The sequence below is a fragment of the Enterococcus sp. LJL99 genome (assembly GCF_054871725.1).
In genome coordinates this window covers 42,383-68,400 of record NZ_JBTXLT010000014.1, presented here as the reverse complement: position 1 = coordinate 68,400, position 26,018 = coordinate 42,383, and the positions used below count along the sequence as shown (strand labels likewise).

The 26,018-nt window shown below is 33.1% G+C and carries 27 protein-coding genes, 1 tRNA gene and 1 pseudogene; 10 read left to right on the top strand and 19 right to left on the bottom strand.

What is annotated here, in order from left to right:
• Positions 1-725 precede the first annotated feature (725 nt).
• The 3 genes from ACYSNW_RS16260 to ACYSNW_RS16250 form a co-directional block, all read right to left on the bottom strand.
• Positions 726-1,238, bottom strand: coding sequence for a GNAT family N-acetyltransferase (locus tag ACYSNW_RS16260; protein WP_461746273.1), 513 nt, complete (start codon positions 1,236-1,238; stop codon positions 726-728).
• Positions 1,239-1,350: 112 nt separating this feature from the next.
• Positions 1,351-1,722 carry a hypothetical protein gene (locus ACYSNW_RS16255; protein ID WP_461746272.1) on the bottom strand — a complete coding sequence of 124 codons (372 nt, stop codon included), beginning with the start codon at positions 1,720-1,722 and terminating at the stop codon, positions 1,351-1,353.
• Positions 1,723-1,786: 64 nt separating this feature from the next.
• Positions 1,787-2,155 carry a CvfD/Ygs/GSP13 family RNA-binding post-transcriptional regulator gene (locus ACYSNW_RS16250; RefSeq protein ID WP_461746270.1) on the bottom strand — a complete coding sequence of 123 codons (369 nt, stop codon included), beginning with the start codon at positions 2,153-2,155 and terminating at the stop codon, positions 1,787-1,789.
• A 183-nt stretch (positions 2,156-2,338) separates the two neighbouring features.
• Here ACYSNW_RS16250 and ACYSNW_RS16245 point away from each other — a divergent pair, with 183 nt between their 5' ends.
• A complete protein-coding gene (locus ACYSNW_RS16245) occupies positions 2,339-3,505 on the top strand; it encodes a MalY/PatB family protein (RefSeq protein WP_461746268.1) in 1,167 nt (388 codons plus the stop codon).
• Positions 3,506-3,668: 163 nt separating this feature from the next.
• On the opposite strand, the gene ACYSNW_RS16240 is transcribed toward ACYSNW_RS16245, so the two are convergent.
• Both ACYSNW_RS16240 and ACYSNW_RS16235 read right to left on the bottom strand, forming a co-directional pair.
• The gene (locus ACYSNW_RS16240; protein WP_461746266.1) at positions 3,669-4,529 is read right to left on the bottom strand and encodes a hypothetical protein; all 861 of its coding nucleotides are present in this window, start codon (positions 4,527-4,529) and stop codon (positions 3,669-3,671) included.
• A 228-nt stretch (positions 4,530-4,757) separates the two neighbouring features.
• Positions 4,758-5,345: a peptidylprolyl isomerase gene (locus tag ACYSNW_RS16235; RefSeq protein ID WP_461746265.1), complete on the bottom strand. Its 588-nt coding sequence runs from the start codon at positions 5,343-5,345 to the stop codon at positions 4,758-4,760.
• Between the two features lie 220 nt (positions 5,346-5,565).
• Between ACYSNW_RS16235 and ACYSNW_RS16230 the strand changes: the two genes are divergently transcribed.
• On the top strand, positions 5,566-6,579 hold the full coding sequence (locus ACYSNW_RS16230; protein ID WP_461746263.1) for an NAD(P)/FAD-dependent oxidoreductase: 1,014 nt from the start codon (positions 5,566-5,568) through the stop codon (positions 6,577-6,579).
• 192 nt (positions 6,580-6,771) lie between these two features.
• Here the strand turns inward: ACYSNW_RS16230 and ACYSNW_RS16225 are convergent, their stop codons facing one another.
• Entirely contained in the window at positions 6,772-7,014 is a 243-nt protein-coding gene (locus ACYSNW_RS16225) for a DUF1450 domain-containing protein (RefSeq protein ID WP_461746262.1), read from the bottom strand.
• Between the two features lie 65 nt (positions 7,015-7,079).
• Between ACYSNW_RS16225 and ACYSNW_RS16220 the strand changes: the two genes are divergently transcribed.
• Complete coding sequence (locus ACYSNW_RS16220) at positions 7,080-7,604, top strand: phosphatidylglycerophosphatase A family protein (protein WP_461746261.1); 525 nt, start codon at positions 7,080-7,082, stop codon at positions 7,602-7,604.
• 139 nt (positions 7,605-7,743) lie between these two features.
• Here the strand turns inward: ACYSNW_RS16220 and ACYSNW_RS16215 are convergent, their stop codons facing one another.
• Entirely contained in the window at positions 7,744-8,286 is a 543-nt protein-coding gene (locus ACYSNW_RS16215; RefSeq protein WP_461746259.1) for a GNAT family N-acetyltransferase, read from the bottom strand.
• 98 nt (positions 8,287-8,384) lie between these two features.
• Here ACYSNW_RS16215 and ACYSNW_RS16210 point away from each other — a divergent pair, with 98 nt between their 5' ends.
• Positions 8,385-8,762 carry a hypothetical protein gene (locus ACYSNW_RS16210; protein ID WP_461746257.1) on the top strand — a complete coding sequence of 126 codons (378 nt, stop codon included), beginning with the start codon at positions 8,385-8,387 and terminating at the stop codon, positions 8,760-8,762.
• Here the strand turns inward: ACYSNW_RS16210 and ACYSNW_RS16205 are convergent, their stop codons facing one another.
• The 3 genes from ACYSNW_RS16205 to ACYSNW_RS16195 all read right to left on the bottom strand — a co-directional run bounded on the left by ACYSNW_RS16205 (position 8,763) and on the right by ACYSNW_RS16195 (position 11,970).
• The gene (locus tag ACYSNW_RS16205) at positions 8,763-10,214 is read right to left on the bottom strand and encodes a DUF1958 domain-containing protein (RefSeq protein ID WP_461746255.1); all 1,452 of its coding nucleotides are present in this window, start codon (positions 10,212-10,214) and stop codon (positions 8,763-8,765) included. It abuts the gene before it with no gap.
• Between the two features lie 283 nt (positions 10,215-10,497).
• Entirely contained in the window at positions 10,498-11,211 is a 714-nt protein-coding gene (locus ACYSNW_RS16200; protein WP_461746254.1) for a potassium channel family protein, read from the bottom strand.
• Between the two features lie 627 nt (positions 11,212-11,838).
• A complete protein-coding gene (locus tag ACYSNW_RS16195) occupies positions 11,839-11,970 on the bottom strand; it encodes a hypothetical protein (protein ID WP_461746252.1) in 132 nt (43 codons plus the stop codon).
• A 158-nt stretch (positions 11,971-12,128) separates the two neighbouring features.
• Between ACYSNW_RS16195 and ACYSNW_RS16190 the strand changes: the two are divergent.
• Positions 12,129-12,647, top strand: a pseudogene (locus ACYSNW_RS16190) (DUF6609 family protein).
• 143 nt (positions 12,648-12,790) lie between these two features.
• The gene (locus tag ACYSNW_RS16185) at positions 12,791-13,000 is read left to right on the top strand and encodes a hypothetical protein (protein WP_461746250.1); all 210 of its coding nucleotides are present in this window, start codon (positions 12,791-12,793) and stop codon (positions 12,998-13,000) included.
• A 352-nt stretch (positions 13,001-13,352) separates the two neighbouring features.
• On the opposite strand, the gene ACYSNW_RS16180 is transcribed toward ACYSNW_RS16185, so the two are convergent.
• The 5 genes from ACYSNW_RS16180 to ACYSNW_RS16160 form a co-directional block, all read right to left on the bottom strand.
• Positions 13,353-13,763: a GNAT family N-acetyltransferase gene (locus ACYSNW_RS16180; protein WP_461746248.1), complete on the bottom strand. Its 411-nt coding sequence runs from the start codon at positions 13,761-13,763 to the stop codon at positions 13,353-13,355.
• 202 nt (positions 13,764-13,965) lie between these two features.
• A tRNA-Lys gene (locus ACYSNW_RS16175) sits at positions 13,966-14,038 on the bottom strand.
• 149 nt (positions 14,039-14,187) lie between these two features.
• The gene (locus ACYSNW_RS16170; protein WP_461746246.1) at positions 14,188-14,322 is read right to left on the bottom strand and encodes a FeoB-associated Cys-rich membrane protein; all 135 of its coding nucleotides are present in this window, start codon (positions 14,320-14,322) and stop codon (positions 14,188-14,190) included.
• 13 nt (positions 14,323-14,335) lie between these two features.
• Positions 14,336-16,489 (bottom strand): ferrous iron transport protein B, encoded by a 2,154-nt coding sequence (feoB, locus tag ACYSNW_RS16165; RefSeq protein WP_461746245.1) that lies wholly within the window; start codon positions 16,487-16,489, stop codon positions 14,336-14,338.
• A 2-nt stretch (positions 16,490-16,491) separates the two neighbouring features.
• Complete coding sequence (locus ACYSNW_RS16160; protein ID WP_461746243.1) at positions 16,492-16,959, bottom strand: FeoA family protein; 468 nt, start codon at positions 16,957-16,959, stop codon at positions 16,492-16,494.
• Between the two features lie 414 nt (positions 16,960-17,373).
• Between ACYSNW_RS16160 and nrdH the strand changes: the two genes are divergently transcribed.
• From nrdH to nrdF, 4 genes are all read left to right on the top strand, one after another.
• Positions 17,374-17,598: a glutaredoxin-like protein NrdH gene (nrdH, locus tag ACYSNW_RS16155; RefSeq protein WP_461746241.1), complete on the top strand. Its 225-nt coding sequence runs from the start codon at positions 17,374-17,376 to the stop codon at positions 17,596-17,598.
• A gap of 1 nt (position 17,599) precedes the next feature.
• Positions 17,600-17,977 (top strand): class Ib ribonucleoside-diphosphate reductase assembly flavoprotein NrdI, encoded by a 378-nt coding sequence (gene nrdI, locus ACYSNW_RS16150; RefSeq protein ID WP_461746239.1) that lies wholly within the window; start codon positions 17,600-17,602, stop codon positions 17,975-17,977.
• Positions 17,958-20,117 (top strand): class 1b ribonucleoside-diphosphate reductase subunit alpha, encoded by a 2,160-nt coding sequence (nrdE, locus tag ACYSNW_RS16145; protein WP_461746237.1) that lies wholly within the window; start codon positions 17,958-17,960, stop codon positions 20,115-20,117. Before nrdI ends, nrdE begins: the two co-directional genes overlap by 20 nt.
• A 202-nt stretch (positions 20,118-20,319) precedes the next feature.
• Complete coding sequence (gene nrdF, locus ACYSNW_RS16140) at positions 20,320-21,282, top strand: class 1b ribonucleoside-diphosphate reductase subunit beta (protein WP_461746236.1); 963 nt, start codon at positions 20,320-20,322, stop codon at positions 21,280-21,282.
• Positions 21,283-21,398: 116 nt separating this feature from the next.
• Here nrdF and ACYSNW_RS16135 read toward each other — a convergent pair whose 3' ends face one another.
• The 4 genes from ACYSNW_RS16135 to wecB all read right to left on the bottom strand — a co-directional run bounded on the left by ACYSNW_RS16135 (position 21,399) and on the right by wecB (position 26,010).
• Positions 21,399-22,529, bottom strand: coding sequence for an AI-2E family transporter (locus ACYSNW_RS16135; RefSeq protein WP_461746234.1), 1,131 nt, complete (start codon positions 22,527-22,529; stop codon positions 21,399-21,401).
• Positions 22,530-22,604: 75 nt separating this feature from the next.
• Positions 22,605-23,312 (bottom strand): MgtC/SapB family protein, encoded by a 708-nt coding sequence (locus ACYSNW_RS16130; protein ID WP_461746233.1) that lies wholly within the window; start codon positions 23,310-23,312, stop codon positions 22,605-22,607.
• A 316-nt stretch (positions 23,313-23,628) separates the two neighbouring features.
• A complete protein-coding gene (locus ACYSNW_RS16125; protein ID WP_461746231.1) occupies positions 23,629-24,747 on the bottom strand; it encodes an LCP family glycopolymer transferase in 1,119 nt (372 codons plus the stop codon).
• A 117-nt stretch (positions 24,748-24,864) separates the two neighbouring features.
• Entirely contained in the window at positions 24,865-26,010 is a 1,146-nt protein-coding gene (wecB, locus tag ACYSNW_RS16120; RefSeq protein ID WP_461746229.1) for a non-hydrolyzing UDP-N-acetylglucosamine 2-epimerase, read from the bottom strand.
• Between the last annotated feature and the right edge of the window lie 8 nt (positions 26,011-26,018).

Here is a 26,018-nt window from a genome sequence, read left to right as displayed (position 1 = left end):
TCCTCTTTCCAAGTGAGTGCAAGCACTCGATAGGAAAGAAGCGTTCGACTTGCATGTATTAGGCACGCCGCCAGCGTTCGTCCTGAGCCAGGATCAAACTCTCATAATAAAAGTTGAACACAATCTTACGATTGTTAAGCTCATTTTGTTTGCTAGCATATTGCTTCGCTTGTTTTAAAAATTGTTGTTTGTTTTTACCATTGTAAAAACAAACTACACATTTGGTTCGTCTTACTTTGTTCAGTTTTCAAAGGTCTACTTAAGTCGCCATGCGGCAACTCCTAAATTATATCATGTCTCTTTTTCGATGTCAACTACTTTTTTAAAAAACTTTTTAGTAGTTTGTTTCGATTTGTTATCACTTTATCAGCGACAACTGTTATATCATATCAACTTATTCGTTATTTGTCAACAACTTTCATATTGATATTTCAATGTTTTTGAATAACTTGTTTGTTATTCAATTTGTTACTGTTTGTTTCGCCAGCAACTTTTATATCTTATCAAGTTTCTCATCATTTGTCAACTACTTTTTTTAAAATTAAAAATTGTTTTTGATGACTTGATTTTTGCAATCACTTAGCGCTTTGTGTTTCCCGCCTAGCGACAAGTAATAATATATCAATAAATCAGGTATAGGTCAACAACTTTTTCTAGTTTTTTTAATTTATTTTCAATTCCTTAGTTTTTCCTTATTTTATAAGAGCTCTTCTTCTATATAATGGTTATTTGTTAAACATATACGAAAACAATTCAAATGATATGCCATTCAAATCTTTCTGAGTACCTACCTTGTTAAAGTTGTTTTTACTATAAAAGTTAAGCAGGTGTTTATTACTAGCTAGACAATCAAGTCTCAATTCAGAAGCTTTTGATTGAAAATAAAGTTTTAACGTTGTTAATAACTGATCCCCATAATGCATCTTTCTGTACTGAGGTCTTATAATCACTCGATGAATATAGTAGCTATTTTCTGAAAAGCCAATTTCTTTCCATAGTAACTGATCCCAATCAGATGGTTTTTTCCATGCTGCTGCCATACCAATCAATTCATTTTTTTCACTATAGAAAAAGTAAACTTCCCCTTTTTCGACTGCTTGTGATAGTCCGTGTTTATCATCGCCTGCCAAAATTTCTTTCCACTGACTACTACCAATACTCTGCAACCATTCAGCTGTTTCGTGCAATAAAGATTGTACAGTATTTACTTCATCTAATTTGGCTTGTCTAATTTCCATTACTATTTACCTCACTTCATTTCTTTAGTTTAAAAAATGAGCCATAGACAAAACTAGTATTCTGCTTTGTCTACGGCTTTAAATCAAAAAACACTTTATGTAAATCACTATTTTAGAACATTGGCACGCCTTCAATTGCATATGACGCTAATAATTTTTTTAACTCTGAAGGTTTTTCCCATACAAAGTTTTTATCAATAGTAGGAATTTCTTCTTCCTCACTCATTTCGAAGACAAATAGCGGTAGGTTTTCTTGACCTGTATGAGCATTTGTCAACTCTACTAAATTAATCGAAGTGACATCTAGTTGAATCTCTTCCTTAAAAAACTGTAGAATACTTGCAAGACCTGTCATATCACTAGAGACTTCTGTTGTAATAAACTCTTTCCATTGACCAACGGGATGAACCAGAAATCTTTTAGCCCCATCCTTTTGATTCAACATGATTGTACCAGCGACTTTTTTGTTAGACAAAATATCCACCTCAATTAATTTTTGTTTTCATAAACTACGAAAATTGTACCATATTTTCAGAAAAAAAACAGAATTATTTTGTAACCAATTCTGATTTAGCTGCTTCGATCCAAATAGGTAATTCTGCTTCCAAGGTTTCAAAGCCAATTTTTCTATTTTTGTTCGTAAAATATTTTTTCCGTCTATATCCGGTTTGTTGTGGACTATTTGCTAATGTACGTAAGGATAGGCTTATCTTTTTAGAGTATTCATCGATATCAATAATCTGAACGGTTACTTGTTGACCAACACTCAATAAATTATGGATACTTTTAGTATAACCTGCTTGTACTTCAGACACATGAATTAATCCCTGAACATCATTGCTCAATGAAACAAATGCGCCGTATGGCTGTAACCCAGTAATTGTTCCTTGTACTTTCATCCCTATTTTATACTCCATCTTGACACCTCTTTTCATGATTTAAAGAATTAATTTTTATTTCATCTCAAAGCATATCACTTTCTTCCATACAATACATCTATTTCTTTTCAGTTTCAGTTCATATTTTCTTGAAAGTCTATTATACTATAAGGTGACTCATGTTATTCAAATGACTATTTAATAATAGAAAGGATGGTTTTAATGTCAGATTTTAATATCGTTCATAATCGCCGAAATACAAATTCTTTAAAGTGGGATTCTATCGAAAAAACATATGGAGAAAAAGAGTTGTTACCTTTGTGGGTCGCTGATATGGATTTCCAAACGAGTCCAGCTATTTTAGAGGCTCTAAAAAAGACAGCCGAACAAGGTATCTTAGGCTATATGCCTGCTCCTGATTCTTTATACCAAGCAATTCAGTCTTGGCAACAACGTAGATACGGTTATGTTGTTCCTAAAGAAGCGATTTTATTCAATAGTGGGGTAGTACCAAGTATCGCATGTGCTGTTCAAGCTTGTACGGAACCTGGTGAAGCGGTCTTGATTCATGACCCTGTATACCCTCCATTTACAAATGTAGTTAAGCAAAATGGTAGGAAGGTTGTTCGTAGTTCGCTAGTTGTTGAGGCTGGTCATTTCGTAATGGATTTAGCTGAAATGGAAAAACAGATTATAGCTGATAATGTTCGTTTATTCATTCTATGTAACCCTCAAAATCCTGGTGGACGTGTCTGGACAAAATCAGAATTAGAAGAAGTAGGAAAACTTTGCGCTAAATATGATGTAATTGTGATCAGTGATGAAATTCACCAAGATATTGTTTTTGAACCTAATGTTTTTACTACCTTCAATAATGTCCACCCAACCTTTAAGGATTTTTCTATTATTTTAACCTCAGCCACAAAAACGTTTAATCTGGCTGGCATAAAAAACTCAATGGCATTTATTGAAAATCCACAATTGAGAAGAAAATTTGTCACTGTACAACAAAGAAATCAGCAACATGAAATAAATTCTTTTGGCTATGTTGGGACTGAAGCAGCTTATAATTATGGAGAGCAATGGCTAAATGAACTATTAGCCTACCTTCAAGAAAACATAGCAATTGTTTCTGATTTCTTTAAAGAGCACTTACCAAAAGTGACTGTTATGAAGCCAGAGGGAACTTATTTAGTTTGGTTAGACTTTTCTGGACTAGATTTAAATGATGCTTCTCTACAAGATAAATTGGTTCACAAGGGAAAAGTAGTTCTTAATGCAGGGATTTCTTTCGGACCAGAAGGCTCAAATTGTATGCGACTCAACATCGCTTGTCCAAAAGAAACTCTGATCGACGGATTAAAACGAATTGAAAAAGCTTTCGAATAGCAACGATTCTTTCTCTACTTCGCTTGATTGAACATCTAGATAGGTAAGAATTTATGGATTTTCTCCATAGATTTTTGCCTATTTTCGTATATTTTATACGCCGCATTTTCTTTTTAATGAAATAATAATTGAGCACATAAATCAAAATGATGCGGATACTGCTTTAAATAGATAAATTTTTCATTATAAGGTAAAGATTCGAACAATAAATTAAGGTAAAAAACGAAAAAACAAGCGCCTCTATTTGATTTACAGCGATACCATTTAAAGACATTGAAATCATCATTGTATCAATTGCTAGGAGCAGTAAAATTCCTTTTATAATAATGACTGGCGATAATAAATAGCCGAGAAATTTTTTTTTGGAAAATGCTATTCCCGTAATTAAAGTAGTTGGAACAATAATTGCTAAATCTAAGGCTTGAATTGGAAATGTAGTGTATTGTTCTAAATCATTAGGTACTTCATTATTTAGTAGTGGTGGAATCAATTTTCCTAACCACATTAACAAAATAAGCAACCCCAGACTCAGCATAGAGTAACTAATATATTTATGCGGTAATTTTGAAAATTTTACATCTTTTCGCAATAGAATAAGTTCATATATATTCAAAATAAAACCAAAGAATGACAACGACATAAGCAAAACATATACCAAAAAGAAATTATTATAAACTGCCACAAAACAATAAGTAGCATAGGTATAAAGTAAATAACCTAAAATTCCTGATAAAAGCAGCTTTCCTTTCAAACTACTTTTATTGGCAAGAATCAAGGAAAAAATCAAAAATGGAATGACAATACATAAAGTTACCTGGTCTTGGGCAATTACTTGTGTTGCCATAGCAACAGATTCGTTATGATATAGTCCTTTTCCATAGAGAGTTACTGTTGTTCCAAAAAGAGTGTTGAATACTTGATTTTCATTAATAGATTGATTAGAGAATACACCATACAAGGCTGTACTTACTGCTAATAAGAGAATTAGAATAACAATTGTATTGATTGTTTTTTTATACTTCATTATTTCACTCCTTAAAATAGTAACTAGTTACTACCCTAGTATAGCAACCAATTACTATATTGTAAATATTCCCTCTACAAATGAAGAATCAATTTAGTTAGCAGTCAGACAGTTCAAACTAACTTATAGTAATTCACACAAAAATAGAGTGAGCAACAAATGTCAAAAAGACCTTTTGTTGCTCACTCTTAATTTTTTTTAGCTGTTAATGGTAGTTCAGCCAAAGAATTATTCTGAGATTTCAACCTTATCAATCACAACATCAAATGTTGGTCGGTCTTGTGAATCTCTTTGTACGCCACCAATTTCATCTACTACATCCATTCCCTCTACTACATGACCAAAAACTGTATGACGGAAATCTAACCATGGTGTTCCGCCTTGTTTGTAAGTTTCGATTACTTCTGTTGGAAAACCTGCTCCTTCTAATTGTTGCATCATATTTGCAGGTACATTTTGGTTATTGACAATAAAAAATTGGCTCCCATTTGTGTTAGGTCCTGCATTGGCCATTGACAATGCACCGCGTAAATTGAAAACATTTTTTGAAAATTCATCTTCAAACGCTTCACCATAAATACTTTCGCCACCCATTCCTGTTCCAGTTGGGTCGCCCCCTTGGATCATGAAATCTGGGATTACACGGTGAAAAATCACGCCATCGTAATAGCCTTTCTTCGCTAGTTGAACAAAGTTTTCAACTGTTTTAGGTGCTTCTTCTGGAAAAAGTTGAACAGTGATGTCTCCTCTGTTTGTTTTAATCACTGCTTTAGGTCCTTTACTATTGGCTAAATCTAATTGTGGAAATTCTGACATGCTTATTTCCTCCTATTATCGTTTTTATTTATCAGTTATTATCATAACTAAATTCCGTTGAAAATACCATCATCTGACTAAATCTTTTTTTAGATTTAATCATTTCACAAACTAAAAGATTGCTTTTTGACCGTACAAATGCTATTTTGTGAAAAACGTTTAAAAATGTTTTTTGATTATTTTCATACTTTTTATCATTGTAAAAATTGGAGGGAATTCAATGTCTGAACCACTTGATATATATGATCTAACTATTGTCGGCGCTGGACCTGTTGGTCTATTTGCGGCGTTTTATGCGGGGATCCGTAAAGCAAAAACCAAACTAATTGATAGCTTGCCTCAATTAGGGGGACAACTTTCTACTTTATATCCCGAAAAATATATTTATGATGTTCCTGGTTTTCCAGCAATTAAGGCCTGTGATTTGATTACTAATCTTGAAAGACAAATTGCTCCTTTTGAACATGAGATTTGTTTAGAAGAAGAAGTGCGAAATATCGTTCAAGAAAAGGATCATCTGCGTATCGAAACAACCAAAGGGACTCATTTCTCTAAAGCCGTTATTTTTGCGATTGGAAATGGCTCATTTCAACCTCGACGAATTGCTTTGGAGGGTGCTTTGGAATTAGAAGGTGATTCAATTCATTATTATGTCACCGATATGGACGTCTTTTCTGGCAAAAAAGTAGCCATTGCTGGTGGTGGAGATTCAGCTATCGATTGGGCGTTGATGTTAGAAAATGTTGCTGAAGAAGTTTCTATCATCCATCGTCGGCCTGAGTTTCGTGGGCATGAACATAGTGTTGAGCAATTAAAAAATTCTGAAGTTGCTATTTATACTCCCTATGTTATTGATCAACTTGTCATGGACGGAACAGCCTTTAAAGGAATCCAGTTAAAAGAAACAAAAAATGAAAATTATGAAGAATTAGTTATTGACTCATTGATTGTTAACTATGGTTTTACTTCTTCGCTAAGTCATTTAAAAGAATGGGGCTTAGATGTACGTCGTAATGCGATTGAAGTTCATTCTGATATGTCAACAAATATTCCTGGTGTCTATGCTGTAGGTGATATTTGTAACTACGATGGTAAAGTCAAACTGATTGCAACTGGTTTTGGTGAAGCACCAACAGCAGTTAATAATGCGCTTCATTTTATTAAACCTGAAGCAAGAAGACAACCAATGCATAGCACTAGCCTATTTGAAAAAAATACTACCTTGACTAGCTAATTAAATAAAGGAATCCTTTATTTTTTAAGCTATAACATGAAAAGTAAATCAGAGTATGATAATACGCCAGTTTATAAATGATTAGGGAGTAGCTGAAAAATTCAATTGACTCGATTATTTTCAGCGACTCCCTATTATCATACTCTTTTTTTATCTTGTATTGTTCGTTTTACTAAAAACCTAATAATTCGCTCAGCCCATTTCTTCCTTCCAATTCGAAATAGCTATTTTCATCTTCTCTTTTAAAATCTCGGGGGTTTCACCCGTTATACGTTCTCCTTCAAACAAAGCAAAATATGTTTGCGCACATAGGGCACACTCATTCATGCAAGAATAAGTAACTGTATCACTATTCTCACTGATTTCATTATCCGATAATAACAAATCTGTTCCTTTAGCGAGATTTTGCTCGCAATACTCAATCAAAGGTTCCATTATTCTTCTCCTTGCTTTTTTCTCTGCAAATAGTATACCATTGATAGCATATATCCTTAAAAAATATGACTGGAGTGATTAGATTGGTAATTCAAGGAGACACATTGGAACAAAAAGCGCGACAACTATTAAAAGAACGTGGCGTAGAAATAAAAGATATTGCAGAACTAGTGATGTATTTACAAAAAAAATATGTAACAGACCTGGATATCGAAACATGTATTGAAAATATTGATAGTGTTCTTTCGAAGCGGGAAGTTCATAATGCGATTTTGACTGGAATTCAATTAGATATATTAGCTGAAGAAAAAAAACTATTGCATCCTTTACAAGAAATTGTAGCTGAAGATGAAGGATTGTATGGAATTGATGAGATTTTGGCCTTATCAATTGTTAACGTTTATGGTTCCATCGGTTTTACCAATTATGGGTACATTGACAAAGTAAAACCAGGAATTCTGGAAAAATTAAATAATCATGAAGGTCCTAAAGTCAATACCTTTTTAGATGATATTGTAGGCGCGATTGCCGCATCAGCTGCCAGCCGGATTGCTCACGCGCAACCTGATAAAAGTCATATTACACAATAAAATCAAGCAATTACAACCTAACTAAAAATAGCTAAACATCTCCTAACTTTAGTACTTTGAGCTACCTGTACTTACTTAGTTTAGATTTGTTTAGCTATTTTTTAATAATTTACTATTTTCTCTACCAAAAAAATGTCATTTATACTTGTTTAGATTTTTCCCATTCTGTTCTTAATAACCCAAATAACTCCATATCTTGAAAATTTCCAAATCTAAATAATTCATTTCTAAGTGTTCCTTCATGCTTAAAGCCCATTTTTCGATATAAACTGATTGCACTCTTATTAAAAGAAAACACATCTAATTTGATTTTTTGCATTGGCAAATAATTAAAAATAAAATCAATTACGATTTGAGTGGCTTCACTGCCTAGACCTTTGCCTTGGTGTAACTCTGAAATCACTAGTCCAATCTCACAATTTAAATTTTGTTGATTAACATTATAGATTGCTATATTTCCAACTAGTCGATCATCTTCGTTTAAATAAATACCGAATACTTGATTTGGCGCTTCTACTTGTAAAAACTTCGTTAGAGCTTCTTTAGAAAACGGGTACGGAATATCATCATCCCCAAAGACTCTTAATTGACTTTCATTTTCTATTGCTAGTAACTTCTCAATCTCGTTCTCTTGAATTGATTTGAGTGTTACTTTTTCTCCACTTAAATACGGATAAATCATTTTATTTTTCTCCTTCAATTACTAATTTTCTTACAAAAGAACATTTTATTACTAAAGCTATGCTATAATAAATGAAACGGTTTCAAGAGGTGGATCCAATGCTTAAAAAAAATCGTGATTTTAAAAAAACAATCTTATCTGTTCAAAATCAAAAGTATTTAAAAAACAACCGAAAAAATTTTGGAAAATTCGGAAAACCAATCAATCGAAATCCTAAAAATTTATTGTATTCATTGGATGATAAGCATATCAATGATTTTTTTACTTTGTTCGATAAAGGAAAACCAGATATCTCATTTTCAACTACGTTATTAGAGTTAGGCGAATGGCAGGATTACGGAACAAAACTTTATCGCGTCAATACAACCTTAAGTTTAGCTGATTTTTCATCAATTCTTTATCAAGAGCTAGAAATCACTAAAAAAGAGATTTTAATTACACCCGCATTCACTGGAATTCATGGGTTTTATTTTTAATTATTTTGATAAAAATGTTATTCCCCATTGAACTGCTGCGAAAAACAAACATACTAGACCAATCATTCTAACTATTTTAGCGAGCAAGGAAGTTCGTTTCATTCGTTCATCTTTAGAAACTCTGCTTTTAGGTAATACTAATGACAATAGAAGTAATAAAACACCTATTACTGAACTAGCAATTAGATAAATAGATTCCCTAGCTTTTTCTAAAAGTGATCCTTCTTTTTGTGATGTTGTTTGTGATTGCGAAGGCGTTCCATTTTGTGTTGGTTCTTGTTGCTGTTCTGAGCCACTGATTACTTTGTAAGTTGTTGCTAGTTTCGGGATAGATGTAGCTGATTGTTCTAACGGTTCATTTAAGACTAATTGATCCCCTTGAATACTAAGTACTGGCTTCTGTCCTTTTTTTACAACACCAAAAAAGTCGTCTTCTAACTGAATTTCTTTGCCATCAATATTATGGTCGCCTTTGGGTAAAATCAATTGATAGTCATATTCATCGAACGCTTTTTCAAGCAACGCATTTCCAAATTGATGACGATAATATTCACCGTCTTGATCCGACCAATCTCCCACGCCTAAAATAACTTCAATCAAACGTGTATCACCTCTTTTAGCTGTCGCTATATAATTAAAGGCACTGCTCGGACCTGAACCTGTTTTTAGTCCATCAACCCCTTCAATTCCATATTCGGCACCTGGTAGAGAATAATTGTAGGTTTCAAAACTTTCTTCAAATGGCGTTCCTGACATTGCTGTAACCGTTGCTTGGTTCGTAAATTCTAACACTTCTGGATAATCTTTTACTAAATGAAATCCCATAGTAGCTAAATCTCTAGCGGTAGATACATTTCTGCCATCAGGATCAACCCCTTCTGGTTCATAAAGTCCTTCGAAACTTCGAGCAGCCGCCCCACTACAGTTATAAAATGTAGTATGCTCCATTCCCAATGCTTGTGCTTTCTCATTCATTCGTTGAATAAAAGCTCCTTCATCATTATCTGAAACTGCATTGGCTAACATCACAGTTGCAACATTGGATGATGGAACAATGGTCATTTTCAATAATTCTCTAACAGGATACGCAACACCAGCGATAATTTTATTATTACTTAACGCATAAATTTGACTAATCATTTGATCTTTTTCCGTTGCTACTATTTCGGTATCCAACGTTAACTTGCCTTCTTTAATTGCATCAAAAACTAAAAAAACGGTCATCATTTTTGATATACTGGCAGGTTCTCTTGGCATATCAGGATTGTCTTGCCACAAAATTTGACCATTAGTTCCATCAATAATAATTGAAGACTTTGGTTTATTTATTTCCTGTGCTTCTGTATAGCCAGCTTCTTGCGTTATTTTAAAAACATCCTCTTCCGCAAAAGTAGGTACTGACCAAACAAACAAACTTATCAATCCTATTCCCATTAAAATCCTTTTTAACACCCAACCACTCCAATTCTTTCAATATTCCCTTTTATCTTTTAGTATATCTATATATTACGAATCTGTATATCGTATTTTGAATAAAATCTAACAAAACAAGCAGAAATTCAGTTAATTTTTTGTTTTTTAATAGGAACTATTTAAATTTAACGAAAAAGTGCCTGAAATAAAAGGAATTTTTTTCCTTTTGTTTCAGCCGTTAAAATAGCATACTCCGTTTAAAATAATCAATCTCTCAATGATTTAAAAATTGAAAGATAATATATAAATTGGAAAATCACGCTCAATCATCCAATTTCTTTGATAAGGTTTCTACCACTTTCGTTAATTCATCAATTTTATGGTTTAATTGAGTAATTTCATGTTTGTCTGCAGTTGAATTTTTATGATTTGTCTTCTTCTCTTTAAAGTAATTGGTGATTGTCGAAGTTAACATCCCAATAAAACCAATTCCAAACAACATCGTTACCGAAGCAATCACTTTTCCCCAACCTGTTTTGGGAACAATATCACCATAGCCAACCGTCGTAACTGTTACAATACTCCACCAGACACTATCTTTATAACTGATATTTTCAACAATACTGTAAAATCCACTTCCCACGAACACAATACAGGCACTTGCATACAATGCGTAAATAAAGCCATTTCTATAAAGAATACTATTTTTGTTGTGCCCTAATTTTGCCAACAAATTAATTACTCGAAAAATACGATTTGACTTTCCGATAATTCCTATATTAAGCAAATTCAATGGAATAATCGCTAGTAAATTGAAGATATTGCTGATAAAATATTGCCGTTTATTTTCAGCTAGTATAAATCGGACGATATAACTGATAATAAAGGCGATAAGAATTGATGTATCAATAATATTGAACGGATATTTATTTAAATCAATCACACCAGCTAAACTTAAGATAAATAGCATTATCCAGAATAAAGTAATAATAAAATCACTCACAATATACAGTTTATGAAATAGTTTTTTATCCAAAATCATTCAGCTCCCATTTTAAAATCAAATTAGACCATTTAGCTATTAGAAAAATTTTTTTAGATTGCTCTTCATTTTTCAAGATTCTCTTTAACGTATTACGATCTACTAACACATTGACGGTGTCAAATTGTCTTTTACAAAATACAGCATAGGTATGCATTAAAAAATCTTTTCTGCAGTTAAGTAGTTTGTGTCTAAATCATATCATATTGTATTAATAGTGGGGGAATTTTGATAGCTTGGTAACGATAAAAAATAAATTGATTTACAACAAAAAAAATAGTACTTATTCAACTTCACAGATAAATACTATACTTTTTTAGTTTTATTAGTTAATACTCTTATAAGCACTGATCAATCGCTAAATTATTCTAATTACTTACTTTAGAAATACACAATAGTACTCTATCTCACAACTAATATTGATAAATAGAACTTATTTATCTCATCATAGAGCTAGACAAATAATTTTCACTAGGATTTATCACTTCAAAGTCCTGCTTGTTGACATTTAAATCTTTAAGAATTAATTGATTCAATTTTTCTTTCCCTAAACAACAAAAACTTCTGTAGCCCATCTCACCATAAGGTGCCCAAAAAGCACATTTTTGCAGTCTTACATCATTAGCAAAATCGATTTTTAAATTGAATAATCGTATCAATTGTATTTTCAGATTTTTTACTCATCCTAACCCAGACAACAAAACCAACAATAACAAGGACTAACATAACCACTGAGAATAAAATTTTACCCATGACACACTCACTCCTTTTCGATTATAAAAGCGTTTTCTTACTTTGAGTATATCATTATAGGTTTCAATTTCAATCTTTAGTTATAGGAGCTAATTCTCAAAATAGCTTTGAAAAGTAAATTAATAAGGAGTATACTAAAAAAAATCGTTGATTAGGATGTGAATCACTTGGAACAAGCGCAAAGATATCTTTACCCCAGACAAAAAATTTGTGGAATTTGGCTAGTTATAGTTGGTTTATCAATGTTTACTTTATTGAATAATGGCTACAAACATCCAATTATTTTTGCCATTATATATATTTTAGGGATGGTATTTTAATTAAATCCTATAACTAGAAAAAAATTATCCGTTGGTGTAGCTACACCTAAACAAAAAATGTGGTCAAATCTTAGTCTTTTAATTTTATCTTTTTCTTGTTTTATTGGTTTTTTTCTAAGCAATGGAAACATAACGAATATTTGGCTTGCAATCTTGCTCGCTGTAGGTTTTCACTTCTTTTTCTTCATCCCAGTTCATGGGAAATTGATCGGTATATTAGGATTGCTTACTACGCTCAATGCCCTATTAGCAATTTTTGTAAAGGAATATCAATTAGATATGGTATTTATCGTTGATGGTTGCCTCAAGTGTTTGTTTGGAACAATTATGATTTTTTTGAGTCCTATTGATTTTTAAGGTTGGTAAACAAGACTTACTTGGCAGTAATAGTAGCTATACTATAAAAAACATTTTGTTAACTAAAGTTATATTAAAAGAATATATTATTGCTTTCGTTTGTTAAAATTAGTTATTAACATTAATATAAAAGGAGCATCATTATGGAAATCTCTATTTCTAAAATTGGTAAAATCATTGAGCATTATTATAAAATCGGTTATTTTGAGTCTGATTCGTTAAAATCAGCCATCGAAAAAATGGTGAATGATTCTGATACTGGTCTTGGAATAACTGTTCAATTAGCTGACACAGAACCTTTTGACGAAGTTACATTGAATATGATTTTAGAGGAAATTTTTGACTCACTCTAATTTTAAATTCAAATAATTCAACTAAAAATTTCTAGCAATTGAACAATTCATGTATTGAGCAAATTTTTTTCTCTTGCTTATTCCAATACAACTGATTGCTTTCTATTAATTGTCTGCCCCAATATTTATTTGCTCTAAATAAAAGTAAAATAATAATTACCAATAAAACAATTATCAAAATTTTGTATTTTAGATTCAGTTTTTTTGTTGTGATTACTTCTAGTTTGATTCATAGTACACGCTCTTTTCTATTCAAATTATTAATTTTAGTGTGCTCAATAAAAGGATTACAGGTACGTTCTATCAAATTGCATAGAACATACTCACTCTATAGATTTATTTTTGGCTATATCTACTTTGATTCCCTAGGCCACTTCATACCTATGGATGGTTCTACACTTATAAAGCCATAACGTTTGTATAAACCTATAGCTTTTTCATCTGCAATAAGATTAATATATGCTTTTTCATCAACAGTTTCTAAATACTTTGTCAATAAGTTCATTATTTTACTTCCAATCCCTTTTTTCTGATACTCAGGTTTGGTTACAACATCAACTATTTGAAACGCTGTTCCTCCGTCTCCTATAATTCTCCCCATTCCAACAAGCTCACCCAACTTATTTCTAACACTTATGCAATAATAAGAATTCTTAAGGCCTATTTCGGCCCCTTTTTTACTTTTAGGTGATAGTGCGCCTAATTCTCTCATCAGTAAATATTCTTCGACTGTTGGTGTTTGTTCTAAATAACTTACTTCCATTTTTATTCCTCCTTCTTAATCTACCTAATATTTCCTTTACTATATACTATAATTTTACCATCATTCTTCTTATTCTTTAATGTCTATAAATTTCAAGTTATAACTATCAAACGTGATTAATCAAAAAAAGAGAATGCGTATTCCGTCTTCGAAATGTCCTAAGACACCGACAGAATACCATTCTCGTGGGTTTGGCACCCAATGGGCCGTAAGGGGCTCGAACCCATGACCCGCTGATTAAGAGTCAGCTGCTCTACCAACTGAGCTAACGGCCCAAATTTTTAGTACCTAGTTATTGTAGCACCTGTATCGCTTTTATTCAAGAATAAGTTCATTTTTTCTAAGTAAATGATCGTTTTACTTTAGAAGCATAAAAAGCCTAAAGCTAAAAATCGTTCAAAAGCTTTAGGCTTTATTTTAAGCGTTATTCTCGTTGTTCTTTTTTTACAGGACAGGTTGTATGACAATCATCACACGTCTTGCCCTTTTTAATACGCGAATAAATAATATAGCCTGCACTACCAAAAATAAGTGCTGCTAATAAAATAGTCGCTAGCATATTTTTTCACTTCCTATTCTTTTCCCAAAACAGTTATAGGGACAATGGTAGGTGTTTTTGTTGTTGGTTTTCTTACTAACAAGTAGCTGATGACAACAAGCAATAAACAAGCAACAACCGTTCCTACACCAAATGTTCCCTTTTCAAAGACAACATGCCCAATTTGGTAAATGATAAAACTAACAACATAAGCTAGCCCACATTGATAACCAATCGCTCCTAGCGTCCATTTTCGGTCGCCCATTTCTCTGCTAATTGCTCCGATTGCGGCAAAACATGGCGCACATAATAAGTTAAAGACTAGGAAAGAATAGGCAGCAACTGACGTGAAGGCAGCTTGCAACGCACCCCAAACTTCGACGCCATTTTCAGATACTTCCTCTACATGACCAAAAAGGATTCCAAAAGTATTGATTACATTTTCTTTAGCGACCAAACCAGTGATTGTTGCAACAGCGCCACGCCAATGTCCCCATCCTAACGGCGCAAAAATCGGTGCAATCACTTTCCCGATATTCGCTAAAATGCTTTGTTCTTCCGGAACAGCTTGGAATGTGAATGAATAATTAGAGGTAAACCAAATCAAAATACTTGAAACAAAAATAATCGTTCCTGCCTTTTTGGCAAATGCTTTACTCCGGTCATATGCGTGACGTACAACGCCTCTAATTTGCGGCATATGATAGGCTGGCAGTTCCATAATAAAAGGTGCTGGATCTCCAGAAAATAATTTTGTTTTTTTCAACCCAATACCTGATAAAATGATTGCGCCGATTCCGACAAAGTAAGCAGATGGTGAAACCCAACTACTTTGCGGGAAAAAAGCACCAGCAATCAAAGCAATAATTGGTAGTTTTGCTGAACATGGCATAAATGTTGTGACCATAATTGTCATTCGACGGTCTTTTTCATTTTCAATCGTTCGACTTGCCATAACGCCAGGAACACCACAGCCAGTCGCAATCAACATTGGGATAAAAGATTTTCCTGACAAACCAAATTTACGGAATAAACGATCCATCACAAAGGCGATTCGAGCCATATACCCGCAATCTTCTAAAAAGCCAAGGCATAAGAACAATACTGCTAACTGTGGTAAAAAACCTAATACAGCACCCACACCAGCGATGATTCCATCTAAAATCAAGTTTTGCATCCAATCAGCGACTTGCCAACTTTCAAGTAAGTTTCCTACATTCGTTGGAATAATTGCTCCAAATAGTTCATCGTTAACCCAATCCGTTCCCATTGTTCCTACTGTTTGAATAGATACGTAATAGACCAGCCACATAATGAAAGCAAAAATCGGTAAAGCTAACCAGCGATTCGTTACGATTTGATCGATTTTATCACTCGTATTCATTCTGATTGCTTCTTTTTCAATAGCACATAATGCCGTCAAACGGGCAATAAATTCATATCGTTCATTGATCACGATTGATTCACTATCATCATTAAAGATTTTTTCTGTCATGGTAATAATTTCTTCAATCACTTCTTGTTGGGTTTCCGTCAGTTTTAATTCAGCTCTTACTTTTTCATCACGTTCAAATAACTTAATCGTAAACCAACGCATTTGCGATTCAGGAACACAGTCCGTAATCATTTTTTTGATTTCGCTTAAAGCTGCTTCAAGACGATTATCGTACGTTGGATAATTATCTGTTGCATGCTCTTTTTTAGAAGCATCAATTGCTTTGATGACAGCTTCATCTAATTTATGATTTTTGATTGCACTAATCCCAATCACTTCTACGCCTAAACCATAGGAAAGTTTCTCGATATTGATTTTCTTGCCATTTTTTGCCAGAATATCCATCATATTCAAGCCAACCACGACTGGAATTCCTGTTTCCATCAATTGAGTCGTCAAATAAAGGTTACGCTCTAAATTGGTTGCATCGACAATATTCAAAATAGCATTCGGTCTATTAATTAATAAATATTCTCTTGAAACAATTTCTTCCGGAGTGTATGGGGACAATGAATAAATTCCTGGTAAATCTTGAATCGTAATCTTCTTATCTTTTTTCAACTTTCCTTCTTTACGTTCAACTGTTACCCCTGGCCAATTACCAACATATTGATTTGCACCCGTCAAAGCATTGAATGCTGTTGTTTTCCCACTATTAGGATTTCCAGCTAATGCGATATGCAGTTCTTTCATGTTCACCCTTCTTTCTTGACCAATACTAATTCCGCTTCACTTTTTCTTAATGTTAATTCATACCCACGTAAATTAATTTCAATTGGATCTCCCAACGGTGCTCTTTTTCTAACTAGAATATTGACACCTTTTGTAATTCCCATATCCATCAAACGACGCTTGATTGCTCCTTGACCATGAACACCAACCACTTGCGCATTTTCTCCTGCGCTTAGTTGATCTAAAGAAACCCAATGTTCTGTGCTATCTTCTTGTTCTGTAATGATTATGTGATTCAAAATAGACTTGTTCATGGCTATCCGGCTATTATGTAGCAAAACAATGCCATTTTCACCAGAATCATTGATTAACACAATCGTTGCGCCAGGTACCAAACCTAAATTATTTAAATGTTTCTTGGTCGCTTCTTCTGCTTGAATATCCTCAACAACATACGCTTTGCTGTGTTCAGCATTTGCTAATGTCAGCATGGTATTCATCCTCCTTTGTGAAAAAAATTCAACAAGAAATACAACTGAAATTGATAATCGTTCTCATTAAGAATACTCGCTTGTTCAACACTTGTCAATATCTTTTCTTACTATATAATATGAGTTTTTTTCATAAGTGATTTTGTCTTGTGTTTTCTCTCACGAATAAACACTATATCTTGTGTCTTTGATTCTATTTTTCTCACATCAAAATTTAATAATTTGATTTTCTAACAACCATTTTTACGTCTTATTGCCTAAAAAATCAGAATAGACTTGCTTTCATTCTTTTTTCAAAAACACAAAAACTAGTGGTAGCTAAAAAAATGACCACAATATATAGTGTTTAACTGTTGACTTTTTCCCAGATAGATTTATACTAATTCTTGTAAGTAATTTGAGGGGGAATGAAAAATGAACGTAAAAATCTTTTCTAAAAATAATTGTATCCAATGTAAAATGGCGAAACGCTTTTTAAACGAGAATAATATTGCATTTGAAGAAGTAAATATCGATGTTCAACCTGAGGCAATCGAGTGGTTAAAAGAACAAGGATTTCAAAGTGTCCCTGTTGTTACTTCTGATGCTACAACTGTTATTGGTTTCCGCCCAGACCAATTGAAACAATTGGCTAGCTAAGATGAAACTGGTGTATTTTACAGTTACAGGACAAACAAGACGCTTTATAAAAAAATTGGATTTGCCAGCTTATGAAATTGAGCCTGCGAATCCTTTTTTTGAGATAAATGAACCTTTTATACTAGTTGTTCCTACTTATGATTTAGACATTACTGAAGTAGTTAATGATTTTCTTGATTATAAAAGTAATCGGGACAATTTAAAAGGAGTTGCTGGTGGCGGTAATCGGAATTTCGCCGAATTATTTGTTTACACAGCTAAAGATATTGCCCGTGATTATCATGTACCTATGCTTTTTGCTTTTGAGTTTAGCGGCACTAACGAAGATGTGGAATCCTTTAAGAAAGTAGTGAATCAAATTGAGTCTGAAAGAAATTAAAGAAGTCAGTTATTTTAAATTAAATAATGCGATTAATCGACCAATCGACGGTCAAATTCCTTTGCATAAAGATAAAGAAGCCTTAACAGCTTTTTTTGCAGAGAATGTCGTTCCAAATACGAAACAATTTACTAGTGTAGCCGAAAAAATTACATTTCTAATTGAAAATGATTATATTGAGTCAGCATTTATTAAAAAATATTCAATGAGTTTTATCGAAAAATTATATACATTTCTTGATCAACAAAATTTCACGTTCAAATCCTTTATGGCAGCTTATAAATTTTATTCACAGTATGCATTAAAAAATAATGCTGGCACAGAATATTTAGAAGCTTATGAAGACCGTGTTGCGTTTAATGCTCTTTATTTTGCGGATGGTAATGAAGAACTTGCAATGGAATTAGCAGACGAAATGATTCATCAACGTTATCAACCAGCGACACCTTCATTTTTAAATGCTGGACGCAAACGACGCGGAGAACTGGTTTCTTGCTTTTTGATCCAGGTAACAGATGATATGAATAGCATTGGGCGTTCAATCAATTCCGCGCTACAACTATCACGTATTGGCGGCGGTGTTGGAATTACGCTAGCAAATCTACGTGAAGCAGGCGCTCCTATCAAAGGCTATGAAGGTGCCGCTAGTGGTGTTGTTCCTGTGATGAAATTATTTGAAGATAGTTTTAGTTATTCAAATCAATTAGGACAACGTCAAGGAGCTGGAGTTGTTTATTTAAACGTTTTTCATCCTGATATTGAAATGTTCCTTTCAACTAAAAAAGAAAATGCTGATGAAAAAATCCGTGTGAAGACTCTTTCTTTAGGAGTTTTGGTTCCAGATAAATTTTATGAATTAGCTAGAAATAATGAAGAAATGTACTTATTCAGTCCTTATAGTGTCGAACGTGAATATGGCGTACCTTTTTCTTATATAGATATTACGAAAGAATACGATAACTTAGTCGCAAACCCTAATATTCGTAAACGTAAAATTAAAGCACGTGATTTAGAAAATGAAATTTCTAAATTACAACAAGAATCTGGTTATCCTTATATTATCAATATTGATACTGCAAACAAACAAAATCCAGTTGATGGTAAAATAATCATGAGTAATTTGTGTTCTGAAATTTTACAAGTTCAAACGCCTTCTGTATTAAATGGAAAACAAGAATACGAAGTACTTGGAACAGATATTAGTTGTAACTTAGGTTCAACAAATATTGTTAATTTAATGGACAGCCCTGATTTTGGAAAATCGGTTCGTGCGATGACTCGTGCATTAACGTTTGTTACCGATGCTTCTGACATTGATGTTGTTCCATCGATTCAAAATGGCAATCGTTTAAGTCATACAATTGGACTTGGCGCAATGGGCTTGCATACCTTCTTTGCGAAAAATCATATGGAATATGGTTCTGATGAATCCCTTGATTTTACTAATGTTTACTTCACATTATTGAACTATTGGACTTTAGTAGAGAGTAACAATATTGCAAAACAATATAATAAAACATTTGATAACTTTGAAAAATCTGATTACGCAAATGGAACTTATTTCGATAAATATATCGAAGGTGATTTTACACCTAAATCAGAAAAAGTCAAAGCAATCTTTAAAGATATTTTTGTTCCAACAGCTGAAGATTGGCAACAATTACGTGAAGCAATCCAAAAAGATGGGCTGTATCATCAAAATCGTTTAGCCGTTGCACCAAACGGTTCAATTTCTTATATCAATGATACAAGTGCAAGTATTCATCCAATTACTCGTATGATCGAAGAACGTCAAGAAAAGAAAATCGGGAAAATCTACTATCCAGCTCCTTATTTGGCAAATGATACGATTCCTTACTATACTTCTGCGTACGATATGGATATGCGTAAAGTGATTGACGTTTATGCAACTGCACAACAACATATTGATCAAGGGATGAGCTTAACACTGTTTATGCGTTCTGAAATTCCTGAAGGTCTTTACGAATGGAAAGAAACAACGAAACAAACAACTAGAGATTTAAATATCTTACGTCACTATGCTTTCCATAAAGGAATCAAATCAATTTATTACGTACGTACCTTTACAGACGATGCCGAAGAAATCGGTAGCAACCAGTGCGAAAGCTGTGTAATTTAGAAAACGAAAAGCAATTCAACGCAGTTAGCTCTGGTGAAAATTAGAAAGCTGAAAGTGAATCAATTGTTGATTCACTTGAAGATTCTCTATTTTCCTACAGAGTTGCTTTGAAAGACTGAATACGAACGATACTTCAAGACGCCTTTGTTTTCTAGGCGTCTTATCCTATAAAAGCAGAACCATAAGGAGGACTACAAACAAGATGGCAACGTATTATGAAGCAATCAACTGGAATGAAATAGAAGATGTAATTGATAAATCAACGTGGGAAAAATTAACAGAACAATTTTGGTTAGATACACGTATTCCTCTATCCAATGATCTAGATGATTGGCGTACTCTTTCTGATTTAGAAAAAACAACGGTTGGTTATGTATTTGGCGGTTTGACTTTACTAGATACCGTCCAATCGGAAAGCGGGATGGAACAATTACGTAACGATGTTCGTACACCACATGAAGAAGCCGTTTTAAACAATATCCAGTTTATGGAATCTGTCCATGCCAAAAGCTATTCTTCCATTTTTAGTACCTTAAATACAAAAAAAGAAATCGAAGAAATTTTTGAATGGACAAACACCAATGTCTACTTACAAAATAAAGCAGAAAAAATCAATGAAATTTATAAAAATGGCACCCCTTTAGAAAAGAAGGTTGCTAGTGTTTTTCTTGAGACTTTTTTATTTTATTCTGGCTTTTATACCCCGCTTTACTATTTAGGGAACAATAAACTAGCTAATGTTGCTGAAATTATCAAATTGATTATCCGTGATGAATCTGTTCATGGTACATACATTGGATATAAATTTCAACTAGGTTATAATGAGTTGCCAGAAGAAGAACAAAATGAGTTAAAAGATTGGATGTATAACCTTCTTTATGAATTATATGAAAATGAAGAACGATATACTGAGGAATTATATGACGACCTTGGTTGGACAGAAGAAGTTAAGACATTTCTACGCTACAATGCAAACAAAGCATTGATGAACTTAGGAATGGACCCATTATTCGCAGATACAGCGAACGATGTGAATCCAATTGTTATGAATGGTATCTCAACAGGAACTAGTAATCACGATTTCTTCTCTCAAGTTGGTAATGGTTATCTATTAGGAACTGTTGAAGCAATGAAAGATGACGATTACTTGATTGGAATGGACTAAATTAATTTTATAAAACTAAAAACGAATCTAAATAAAAAAGCCAGAGTCTAAATTAGCGATTTTAACTCTGGCTTATTTTTTTATTTAAATTCAAATTGGGAAAATCTGAAAACTAACTATTTTTCTTCTATATCTATCGACTCATCCAATAAAATCGAGTCACTTTCTTTTCTTATTTGATACATTTTCACCAAATTAACAATTAAGGTTTTTATAACTGCATAAACAGGAATACAAATTAGCATTCCTATGATTCCACCTACGCTTCCTGCGGCGATTAAGACTAAAATGATTGTCAACGGATGAATATTCAACGATTTTCCCATCAATAATGGTTTGATTAAATTTCCATCTAATTGCTGAATTACTAAAATAGATAAAGCCATGTACAGTGCTTGCCATGGGGAAACAAATAAACCAACTAAAATGGCAGGAATTGCTCCAATAAATGGCCCTACATAAGGAATGATATTGGTCGCTCCACAAAAAACGGCTAAAAGCAATCCATAAGGTTGTTTAAAAATCGTCATCGCAATAAAACTTAACACACCAATAATTAATGCGTCCAAAACGGTACTACTGATATAAGCAGACAAAGTTTGATTCATTTCTCTAACCGTTTGACGTAACTCTTTGCGAATGTTTTTAGGGAAAAATTGTGACAATGCATCCAAAAATTTATGACCATCCTTAAACATGAAAAAAAGAATGAAAGGAACTGTAAATAGTAGAATAAAGAAACGCATCAACATACTAACTATTTTTGATACACTATTTGTTACACTAACAAAAGCAAAATTTATTATGTTACTGATGGTAATATTTGCTTTGTCTAATTCAGCTTGAATATCAATTCCTTTTAATGTATCTAATTTCCCAAGATCAGTTACCCAATCACTCAATTTTTCCACATAATCAGGTAGTGATTGGCTTAATTCAACAAATTGATTCACTAGTTGAGGAATAATATTCATCACTACAACCAGAACTAAAACAACTAAAATAATAAACGATAATAAGAAACCAACTAAGCGAGGAAGCCCTCGTTTTTCTAGAAACAAAACAACTGGTTCAAACATATAATATAAAAAACCAGCAATCAATAAGGGCATAAAAACGGCCGAAATCATTCCTAAAATCGGACTAAAGACATCTGGCATCTGTAATAAAAAGAAAGCTCCAATGATTGTCAACACAACTTCTACTGTCCAAAATAATAACTTTGATTGCTTAAAAAAGGAACCCATACCTAACCTCCAATTTATTTTTTCTACTTCGAATAATCAAACGAAATACACTTTTACTTTCCCTTTTGCTCCTTTTTAAATACTTACTAAACGTAATTTGGTAATATTTTTATAAATCGATAAGTCTTCAATCACTTCTGCATATGTCATTTTTTTAGGTAAATTAATCGTATAAACATTGGTATAAATTCGTGTCTCACCACTAAGATTCATATCAAAGTTTACATCTTCAACTTCTATTTGATGGTCTTCAAAATATTGATTAATGAATTCTTTTGTATCTTGCTTATGTACATAGCGTATTTCTAATTTTTTGGTAGTAGGGACATGAATCACTTTCTTTACTAATGCTAATGCTGTAAAAATACCAATAAAACTTAGGATGGCTATTTCATAATATCCCATACCAATAGCAATCCCTATTCCGGCAATTGCCCACAACGATGCGGCTGTCGTTAACCCTGTTACTGACTGTTTAGTCACGATAATCGTACCAGCACCCAAAAAACCAATCCCACTAACTACTTGTGCAATCAATCTTGCCTGATCTGAACGAATCACACCAGATAATTCAGGATAATTGGTTGCATCTTCTAAAGCTGAGATAGCTATTTCCACTTGAATCAGTGCGATTATCGTTGCTCCCATACAAACTAAAATATGCGTTCGCATACCAGCTGGTCGATTTTTAAACTGTCGCTCAAAGCCAATAACCCCTCCAATCAACATCGCTAAGCTTAGACGAATAATAATTTCAGTAATCGTTAAATGTATTTCTGGCATTCAAAATCCACTCCATTTCTCTTCACTTAATTATAGCACTTAATTAAGTGAGTAGAGATTTCAAAAAAGATAAATAAAAAATCAGAATGAAAGAGTTAATCCTCCATTCTGATTTGAAAAACACCAAGTAGGAAGTATTCAACATCGAATGGAAACCTTTGGTGTTTATTATCATTTTCATGATTTGTCACTTATTGGTATCTATTCGAAAAACGAAGTGATTCACTATTGAATCACTTCGTTCTCGGAGTTCCACACTGCTGTTCAAACTTATTTTTATATTAATTAAGACAAAAAGTCCATTTTAAACAACTGATTAATAGCCACCGTTCCCGTAGTCTGTCGCTACATTAGGATCAACATATTCTGTTTGTTGATTTGGATCAACGTACTGGCCGTTGTCTGTATACGCACTTTGATCTGCACCATAAGTACCATTACCATACACATCTGTTGTCGTTCCAAAATTACCATATTTACTTTGATCGATTGCTTCCATCTCGTCATTTTTAGGCAAACCTAGTTGTGCTCGCAGTTTCGTTTGAACCTCGAACAAGTTTGCAGGATCTAATGCTTGATAGTAAATATCATTTAGATACATATCTTCACCTTGTAATTGTAAAGAATCAACTGTTTTGAACGCTGGCAGATACTTCGCTTGAATATCTATCATATCATCCCAAGTAAGATCAGTTTTTACATTATCACTTACAGCATTTAGGATTTTTTTATACTTAGTGACCCCATCGACGCTAATAACTTTATCAAGAATCTTTTGAACAACTTCACGTTGACGTCTTTGACGACCAATATCGCCTTCCGGGTCTTCCTTACGCATACGCGCATAAGCAACGCCAGTCACGCCATCTAATTTAACATTATCACCCGCAGGTACCGTTACGCCATCTAAAGTGAATTCGAATGGATTATCAACTTCAATTCCACCCACTGCATCAATCAAGTCTTTAAGACCTTTCATATTGATTGATACGTAATGATCAAGAGGGATGTCTAATAGTTCTTCAACTGAATCCATAGCCATTTTTGAACCACCATAAGCAAACGCATGATTCAGTTTATCCCAAGTATCATTTCCAACTAATTCAGTATAGATATCTCGATCCAGACTAATCATGGTCGATTTCTTTTCTTGCGGATTGATTGTTACAACCATTGTAGTATCTGAACGACCTACATCCGCTTCCCGACCAAAGTCACCATTATCAATTCCCATCAATAAAATAGAAAATGGCTCTTGTGCATCGATATTAGCAACAGTCGTCCTTTTCGTCGATGTTCTATCGATAGATTCAAAAACTCCTTGTATCGTAGTATTTGCGTCAGAAGCTATTTTAACACCGTACGCACAAACTCCAGCAACCAAAACTAGTACAACGCTTAAAACACTCAATATTACTTTTTTCCAAATGTTCATAAGACACTTCCTCATTATTTATGCAAAAAATAATTCATGTGCTTCATTTTCTCATAAATTTTACAAAGTCGCAATATTTTCGAGTATTTGGCATGGGAACTTAATGTAAATGTAAAATTAATTACTTTTAAAATCAGAAGGTCTATCTTTTAACAAATCAAATTCATAAGCGATGGCATTTAAAATTCGCTTACTCGCTTCGCCATCTCCATACGGATTAGCTGTTTGAGACATGTTTTTATATAAGTTTGAATCTATTAAAAGTTTTTCAACATTATCGTAAACATTATTTTCATCAGTACCAACTAAAAGTAAAGTACCAGCATCAATTCCTTCTGGTCTTTCAGTTGTATCTCTCAAAACTAGGACTGGAACACCTAAAGACGGTGCCTCCTCTTGAACCCCACCTGAATCTGTAAGAATTAAATAACTGTTATTAGAATAATTTTGAAAATCAATAACATCTAATGGTTCAATAATTTTTATTCTATTTGAAGAAATAAGTGTTTTTTCTGCTAATTCACGAACTTTAGGATTTTTGTGGATTGGAAATATGACTTGAATATCAGAAAAGTTAGTAATCACTCGATTAATTGCTTTAAAAACTTGTTCCATTGGTTTTCCCAAATTCTCTCTTCTATGCATTGTTACCAATATATTTTTCATTTCAGTTGAGTTCTGAAGTAATTCATTCGAGTAATCAGAGTTTATCGTATATTTCATTGCATCAATAGCTGTATTTCCCGTTATATATATATGTTCTTCTTGATGGTTTTCCTTTAGTAAATTCATTTTACTTTGTTTGGTTGGAGCAAAATATACGTCAGAAAGCACATCAGTTAGTTGTCTGTTAACCTCTTCTGGAAAAGGAGACAATTTATTCCAAGTTCTCAACCCCGCCTCAACGTGTCCAATTTTAACTTGATGATAGAATGCCGAAATAGAGGCTGCAAAAGTTGTTGTTGTATCTCCATGAACTAAAATAATATCTGGTTTAGCAACAGGTATTACATCATCTAAAGATTTAATCACTCGTACAGTTATGTCTGATAAAGTTTGCCCATCTTTCATAATATTTAAATCAAAATCAGGTTTTATATCAAAAGTTTCTAAAACTTGATCTAACATTTGTCTATGTTGTGCAGTAACAACTACAATTGATTCGAAACGTTCATCTCCATTTATTTCTTTAATTAATGGTGCCATTTTTATAGCTTCAGGTCTAGTTCCAAAAACAGTCATTATTCTTATCTTTTTCATCATAATCTCCT

What these genes read in the sequence shown, in the direction of transcription:
- ACYSNW_RS16260 (WP_461746273.1), bottom strand. Translation starts at nt 1,238, where the DNA reads ATGGAAATTAGACAAGCCAAATTAGATGAAGTAAATACTGTACAATCT.
- ACYSNW_RS16250 (WP_461746270.1), bottom strand. Translation starts at nt 2,155, where the DNA reads ATGGAGTATAAAATAGGGATGAAAGTACAAGGAACAATTACTGGGTTA.
- ACYSNW_RS16245 (WP_461746268.1), top strand. Translation starts at nt 2,339, where the DNA reads ATGTCAGATTTTAATATCGTTCATAATCGCCGAAATACAAATTCTTTA.
- ACYSNW_RS16240 (WP_461746266.1), bottom strand. Translation starts at nt 4,529, where the DNA reads ATGAAGTATAAAAAAACAATCAATACAATTGTTATTCTAATTCTCTTA.
- ACYSNW_RS16235 (WP_461746265.1), bottom strand. Translation starts at nt 5,345, where the DNA reads ATGTCAGAATTTCCACAATTAGATTTAGCCAATAGTAAAGGACCTAAA.
- ACYSNW_RS16230 (WP_461746263.1), top strand. Translation starts at nt 5,566, where the DNA reads ATGTCTGAACCACTTGATATATATGATCTAACTATTGTCGGCGCTGGA.
- ACYSNW_RS16225 (WP_461746262.1), bottom strand. Translation starts at nt 7,014, where the DNA reads ATGGAACCTTTGATTGAGTATTGCGAGCAAAATCTCGCTAAAGGAACA.
- ACYSNW_RS16220 (WP_461746261.1), top strand. Translation starts at nt 7,080, where the DNA reads ATGACTGGAGTGATTAGATTGGTAATTCAAGGAGACACATTGGAACAA.
- ACYSNW_RS16215 (WP_461746259.1), bottom strand. Translation starts at nt 8,286, where the DNA reads ATGATTTATCCGTATTTAAGTGGAGAAAAAGTAACACTCAAATCAATT.
- ACYSNW_RS16210 (WP_461746257.1), top strand. Translation starts at nt 8,385, where the DNA reads ATGCTTAAAAAAAATCGTGATTTTAAAAAAACAATCTTATCTGTTCAA.
- ACYSNW_RS16195 (WP_461746252.1), bottom strand. Translation starts at nt 11,970, where the DNA reads ATGGGTAAAATTTTATTCTCAGTGGTTATGTTAGTCCTTGTTATTGTT.
- ACYSNW_RS16185 (WP_461746250.1), top strand. Translation starts at nt 12,791, where the DNA reads ATGGAAATCTCTATTTCTAAAATTGGTAAAATCATTGAGCATTATTAT.
- ACYSNW_RS16180 (WP_461746248.1), bottom strand. Translation starts at nt 13,763, where the DNA reads ATGGAAGTAAGTTATTTAGAACAAACACCAACAGTCGAAGAATATTTA.
- ACYSNW_RS16170 (WP_461746246.1), bottom strand. Translation starts at nt 14,322, where the DNA reads ATGCTAGCGACTATTTTATTAGCAGCACTTATTTTTGGTAGTGCAGGC.
- feoB (WP_461746245.1), bottom strand. Translation starts at nt 16,489, where the DNA reads ATGAAAGAACTGCATATCGCATTAGCTGGAAATCCTAATAGTGGGAAA.
- ACYSNW_RS16160 (WP_461746243.1), bottom strand. Translation starts at nt 16,959, where the DNA reads ATGCTGACATTAGCAAATGCTGAACACAGCAAAGCGTATGTTGTTGAG.
- nrdH (WP_461746241.1), top strand. Translation starts at nt 17,374, where the DNA reads ATGAACGTAAAAATCTTTTCTAAAAATAATTGTATCCAATGTAAAATG.
- nrdI (WP_461746239.1), top strand. Translation starts at nt 17,600, where the DNA reads ATGAAACTGGTGTATTTTACAGTTACAGGACAAACAAGACGCTTTATA.
- nrdF (WP_461746236.1), top strand. Translation starts at nt 20,320, where the DNA reads ATGGCAACGTATTATGAAGCAATCAACTGGAATGAAATAGAAGATGTA.
- ACYSNW_RS16135 (WP_461746234.1), bottom strand. Translation starts at nt 22,529, where the DNA reads ATGGGTTCCTTTTTTAAGCAATCAAAGTTATTATTTTGGACAGTAGAA.
- ACYSNW_RS16130 (WP_461746233.1), bottom strand. Translation starts at nt 23,312, where the DNA reads ATGCCAGAAATACATTTAACGATTACTGAAATTATTATTCGTCTAAGC.
- ACYSNW_RS16125 (WP_461746231.1), bottom strand. Translation starts at nt 24,747, where the DNA reads ATGAACATTTGGAAAAAAGTAATATTGAGTGTTTTAAGCGTTGTACTA.
- wecB (WP_461746229.1), bottom strand. Translation starts at nt 26,010, where the DNA reads ATGATGAAAAAGATAAGAATAATGACTGTTTTTGGAACTAGACCTGAA.